Raw genomic sequence first — 6,204 nt, forward strand, 5'->3', positions numbered from 1 at the left:
AACCAGAACCGCTCCCTCTGGAACGCATAGGTGGGCAACTCCACCCGACCGGCACCCGACCCGGCGAACAACGCGGCCCAATCAACCCGAGCCCCATTGACGAACGCTTCTGCCAACGACTGGGTGAATCGGGCGATTCCGCCGTCGTCGCGGCGCAGCGATCCCAGCACCACCGCTGGTAATTCAAGGTCGTCGATCGTCTCTTGCACACCCACGGTTAAGACCGGGTGTGGGCTAGCCTCGACAAACAGCCGGTGTCCCTGCTGCAGTAGCGCCCGGGTGGCCGCCTCGAAACCGACCGGCTCTCGCAAGTTCCGAAACCAATATTCCGCGTCTAGTTCGGCGGTGTCCTTCCACCCGCCAGTCACCGTGGAGAGGAACGGAATCGCGGCCGAACGAGGAGTGATTTCCCGCAGTGCCTCCAGCAGTTCGTCGCGGAGCACGTCCACATGCACAGAGTGTGAAGCGTAGTCCACCGCGATTTTGCGCGCCCGAGTTCCCTCGGCCTCGCAGTCGGCCAGGAACTCATCCAACGCGTCGACATCACCGGAAACCACACATGAGATGGGGCCATTCACCGCGGCAAGGGTCAACCGGTTGGCCCAAGGCTCCAACTTGGCCGTTAGGGTCGCCGGGGCAAGGGAGACTGACGCCATGCCACCCCGGTCCGACAATGCCTTCAGGGCTTGACTGCGTAGCGCTACGATCTTTGCCGCGTCGGTTAGGGACAACCCGCCGGCCGCGCATACCGCAGCGATTTCTCCTTGCGAGTGGCCCACCACCGCCGCCGGAACCAGCCCGTGCGACTTCCACAACTCGGCCAACGACACCATTACGGCGAACAGGGCCGGCTGCACCACATCGACCCGATCCAGCGACGCCGTCTCGGAACGGCCGTGCAGTACGTCGAGCAGGTCCCAGTCCACGTGAGGGGCGAGCGCATCCGCGCATGCGTGCAATCGTTCACGGAAAACCGGAGAGTCGTCCAGGAGGTCGACGGCCATGCCAGCCCATTGGGAGCCCTGACCCGGGAAGACAAATACCGGCTTCGGTTGCGCCGCGGCTCGGCCCTGGACGCCCTTCAGGCCGGGTTCGTCGGCTGCCACTGCCCTCAGAGCATCGAGGAGTTCCTGGCGGTCCTCGGCTAACAGGACGGCGCGATGCTCGAGGTGCGCCCGCGTTGTGACTAGAGACCAGCCCACGTCTGCTGTTGTGAGTTGCGGAAATGTGCTCACGTGTTCGTGCAGGCGGGCCGCTTGCTCGCGCAGCGCGGGAATGGACCGGGCTGACAGCACCCACGGCCGCACGTGGGTGACGGCATCGGCGGCGGCGTGCTGCGCTGCGAGTGCCGGTGGCCGTCTTGGCTCGGTGTCCGACACTGCTTCGAGAATGATGTGAGCGTTGGTGCCGGAGATTCCGAACGAGGACACCGCAGCCCTTCGCGGTCGGCCGGTTTCCGGCCATGACCGCGCTTCGGTCAATAGCTCGACCCCACCGGCGGTCCAGTCCACGTGCGGGGACGGCTCGTCGACGTGCAAGGTTTTGGGCAGCAGGCCCCGGCGGAGCGCTTCCACCATTTTGATCACACCGGCAACTCCGGCCGCCGCCTGTGTGTGGCCGATGTTCGACTTCACCGACCCGAGCCAGAGGGGCCGATCCGCCGGCCGGTCCCTGCCGTAGGTGGCCAGCAACGCTTGAGCTTCGATTGGATCGCCCAACGTGGTGCCGGTGCCGTGCGCCTCAACAGCGTCGACATCACCGGGAGACAGCCGGGCGTTGGTCAGCGCCTGCCGGATCACCCGTTGTTGGGACGGGCCGTTTGGGGCGGTCAGTCCGCTACTGGCGCCGTCCTGGTTTACTGCGGAGCCGCGTACCACCGCCAACACCGGATGACCATGGCGTCTCGCGTCCGCCAGCCGCTCGACCAGCAGCAGGCCTACACCCTCACCCCAGCCTGTGCCATCCGCAGCCGCCGCGAAGGGCTTGCATCGCCCGTCCGGTGATAGCCCCCGCTGCCGGCTGAACTCGACGAATGTCCTCGGTGTCGACATCACCGTCACCCCGCCTGCGAGGGCCAGATCGCACTCGCCGCCGCGTAACGCCTGGGCCGCCAGGTGTAGAGCCACCAGCGACGACGAACACGCGGTGTCGATCGTGACCGCTGGGCCTTCCAACCCGAACGTGTACGCCAACCGGCCGGAGATCACGCTGGCAGCGCTACCGGTGACCGCATAGCCTTCGGTTCCCTGCGCGCCCTTGGTGTTCTTGCCGTAACCCGTCTCGATGGCGCCGACGAACACGCCGGTTGGGGTGCCGCGCAACGTGTGTGGGTCAATACCGGCGCGTTCGAAGGTCTCCCACGAGGTCTCCAGCAGCAGCCGCTGCTGTGGATCCATGGCGATGGCCTCGCGCGGGGAAATGCCGAACAGTCCCGCGTCGAACCCCGCGACGTCGGCGACGAATCCGCCGTAGCGGGTGTAGGACTTCCCGGGGCTGTCCGGGTCCGGGTCGTATAGGCGCTCTGCGTCCCAGCCCCGGTCGCCGGGGAACTCGGTGATCGCGTCCGTACCGTCGGCGACCAGCTGCCACAGGTCGGATGCGGAACGGGCGCCGCCGGGGAACCGGCAGGCGACCGCCACGATGGCGACAGGTTCGGTGAGGGCTGCGGTGAGCTGCTGGTTCTGTCGCCGCAACCGTTCGGTCTCCTTCAGCGACGTGCGCAGCGCTGAGACCACCTCGTTCGTGTCTACCGTCATCGCGAGCTCCACTCCTCGGCTCGGGCGCTGCCGTTGTCGGTGTCGGTGTCGGTGTCGTTTGCCAATCGGATGAGGTCGGAGATGTCCATGCCGTCGATTTCGACGTCGCCGCTCTTCGGTGATTGGGGTGGGGTCGTTCCGTCGTGTCCGGCGAGTTGTAGGAGGGTGTCGAGGATGCCGGCCTGACGAATGACGGACAGGGGAATGGTGGCCATGGCGTGGCGGATCTCGGCTTCTGCGGGGTCTGCGCCGGTATCAGGTGCTCCGTTGGGCTGGCCGGTGAGGTGGGTCCCGAGGTAGCTGGCGAGCGCGGCAGGTGTGGGATGGTCGAAGATGAGGGTGGCTGGAAGGTGTGCCTGGGTAGCTGTGGCTATCCGGTTGCGTAGTTCGATCGCGGTGAGTGAGTCGAAGCCGAGGTCGATGAATCCTCGATCGGCGACGACGTCGTCTGTTGTCGGGTGGCCCAGGACCGTGGCGGCGTGGTCACGGACGAGGTCCAGCAGGATCCGGTGTTGTTCCGGCTCGGATGCCGTGGTCAGGCGCCGCACCAGGCTGTCGGTGTCTGTGTCCGTGGCAGCCGTGGCACGGGCCGGGGCGCCGGCCAGCCCTCGGAGGATGGTCGACAGGGTCCCGGCTGTCGCCTGGGCACGTAGGCGGGCCACGTCCAGCCGCGCCGCTACGACGGTCGACTCACCGGAGACGATCGCGGCGTCGAAGAGGTCTAACGCCTGCTCTGTGGTCAGGGCGCTCATCCCGGTCCGGCTCATCCTGGCTAGGTCGCTGTGCTGGAGGTGGCCAGCCATGCCGCCGTCCTGGGCCCACAGGCCCCAGGCGATGGAGGTAGCGGGACGGCCAGAGGTGTGACGGTGGGCGGCTAGAGCATCCAGGTAGGTATTTGCCGCTGCGTAGTTGCTCTGCCCTGGGCTGCCTATGACCCCAGAGGCGGAGGAGAACATCACGAACGCCGCGAGGTCGGAATCCTGGGTGAGCTGATGCAGGCTTATCACGGCGTCGACCTTCGGCCGTAGCACCGTCGCGAGCTGCTCGTCGGTCAACGATTCGATCACCCCGTCGGAGATAACTCCGGCGGTGTGGATCACAGCCGTGAGGGGATGCTGGGCCGGGATGTGCGTTAGTAGGCGCGCCAAGGCGTGGCGGTCTGCGGCGTCGCAGGCGGCGACGGTGACCTCGGCGCCCAGTCCCGCAAGCTCGGCCTGCAACTGCGCTGCACCGTCCGCGTCGATGCCGCGGCGGCTTGCCAATATCAGATGCTGTGCCCCGTGCGCTGCGACCAGGTGTCGCGCGACTAGCCCGCCCAGTTGCCCAGTGCCGCCGGTGATCAGAACCGTCCCAGACGGGTTGATGGGCGGGGGTACACGCAGCACGATCTTTCCGACGTGGCGAGCCTGGCTGATGAACCGGAAGGCCTGCTTGGCGTCGCGGATCCCCCAGGTGGTCACGGGCAGCGGCTGAAGGTTTCCCTCGTCGAGCATGGTGACGATGTGGGTCAGCATGTGCTGTATGCGGTCAGGCCCAGCTTGCATCAGGTCGAAGGTCTGGTATGCCACGCCAGGGTGTTGGTCGGTGAACAGCCGTGCATCACGAACATCCGCTTTGCCCATTTCGATGAACTGGCCGCCCCGCGGCAGCAGGCGTGCCGAGGAGTCGATGAACTCACCGGTGAGCGAGTTGAGGACCACGTCGACGCCCCGCCCACCGGATGCGGCTATAAACCGCTGCTCGAATTCCTGGGTTCGGGAGGAGGCGATGCGCAAGTCGTCCAGGCCCAACGACCGCAACGTGTCCCACTTCGCCGGGCTGGCGGTGGCAAACACGTCCGCGCCGGCATGCTGGGCCAGTTGCACGGCGGCCATGCCGACGCCGCCGGCGGCGGCGTGCACCAGCACGGACTCACCTTCCTGCAACCGGGCAAGGACGAAGAGCCCGTAGTAGGCGGTCAGGAATGCCACCGGTACGGCCGCGGCGTGCTCGAACGACCAGCCGATCGGGATCCGCACCAGCATTCGGTGATCCGTGACGGCGATTGGCCCGAATGCGTGCGGAACCAAGCCCATGACCCGGTCGCCAATGTGGAGCCCGTCGACGCCGTCTCCCACGTCGGTAACCACCCCGGCCGCTTCACTGCCGAGGACCGCCTCGCCGGGGTACAGCCCCAAGGCCATCAACGCGTCGCGGAAGTTGAGCCCTGCGGCGTGCACCGCGATCCGGACCTGCCCCGGCTGAAGCGGTCGAGTGACCTCCGGACAGGCGATGAGAGACAAGCCATCGATCGTGCCTGCCTCCTGCGTGTCGAGGCGCCACGGAGCACGGGTCGGCGGTGTCAGCGCATCACGACTGGTCTGGGCGATGCGTGGTGCCAGCAGGCGGCCACGGCGCGCCGCCAGTTGTGGTTCGCCAGCGCCGACTGCGGCAGGCAGCAGAGCCGCGCCGTCGGGATGATCTATGTCGAGCAAGAGCATTCGGTTCGGGTGCTCGGCCTGCGCGGAGCGGATCAGGCCCCAAAGGGGGGCGTGTGCAAGGTCGATGATGTCCTCGTCCGCGCTGGTCGACACCGCGCCGTTGGTCAGCACGACGAGGCGGGTTGACGCCCAACGGGAGTCAGCGAGCCAGGTCTGTACCAGATGCAGCACCCGGGACACAGCCGCATAAACGGCGGCGGGGTCTTGTCCGACCATTTCCTGGTCGAGGGCCGGCTCTCCGAGGCAGGACAGGACAATGGCATCCGGTGGCGGCGCGCCCTTGCCAATGGCGTCGCTAGCCGCCGCTAGGTCGGGCATGGTCTCGGTCGAGGTGCCGGTGGCACTCAAGACAGCCGCGACCGGCGTCGACTCCGTGCCCAACACAAACCACCGACTCGGTGCGGAATCCTTGATAGCCAGCACCGGGTTCCACTCCAGACGCAGCAGCGCGAGTTGCTCTCGGCTGCGCATCCGCTCGAGATGTTCGGTGGACACCGGGCGCACCACCAGCGACTCCGCCTCCATCACCGGTCGGCCTGCGCCGTCGGCGATGGTTACCGCGACCGCGTCGGCCCCAGATGGGGTCAGGCGCAGCCGCACGGTCGTCGCTCCTGCGGCTAGCAGTGATATCCCTGTCCACGCAAATGGCAGCCGGGGCTGGTCGGCGCCGAACAGCTCGGGCAGGCCCAGTGGATGGGTTGCGGCATCCAATAGGGCAGGGTGGATCCCGTACCGTCCATGCTCGGAGGCCTCGTCCGGTAGGGCAACCTCAGCGAAAACCTCGTCGCCGCGACGCCACGCGGCGCGCAGGCCCTGGAACATCGGGCCGTACCCGTAGCCTGCCTGGGCCATGTTTGGGTAGTGATTAACCACGTCGATGGGGGTGGCGTTGGTGGGTGGCCAGGTTGCTAGGTCCGGCCAGTTCGAGGGCTCGCTGCTACCCGCATTGGTGGTGGTGAGTGTTCCGG

Annotated in this window: 2 protein-coding genes; both read right to left on the minus strand. The window is 67.1% G+C overall.

The features are described from left to right. Nucleotides 1-2,756: type I polyketide synthase (locus tag AB0A90_RS34700; RefSeq protein ID WP_357256205.1), on the minus strand; the 2,756-nt coding region annotated here is incomplete at its 3' end. Next, nucleotides 2,753-6,204: SDR family NAD(P)-dependent oxidoreductase (locus tag AB0A90_RS34705; protein ID WP_357256207.1), on the minus strand; the 3,452-nt coding region annotated here is incomplete at its 5' end. The genes AB0A90_RS34700 and AB0A90_RS34705, both read right to left, overlap by 4 nt.

The organism is Micromonospora sp. NPDC049204 (assembly GCF_040647935.1).
GTDB lineage: Bacteria > Actinomycetota > Actinomycetes > Mycobacteriales > Micromonosporaceae > Micromonospora.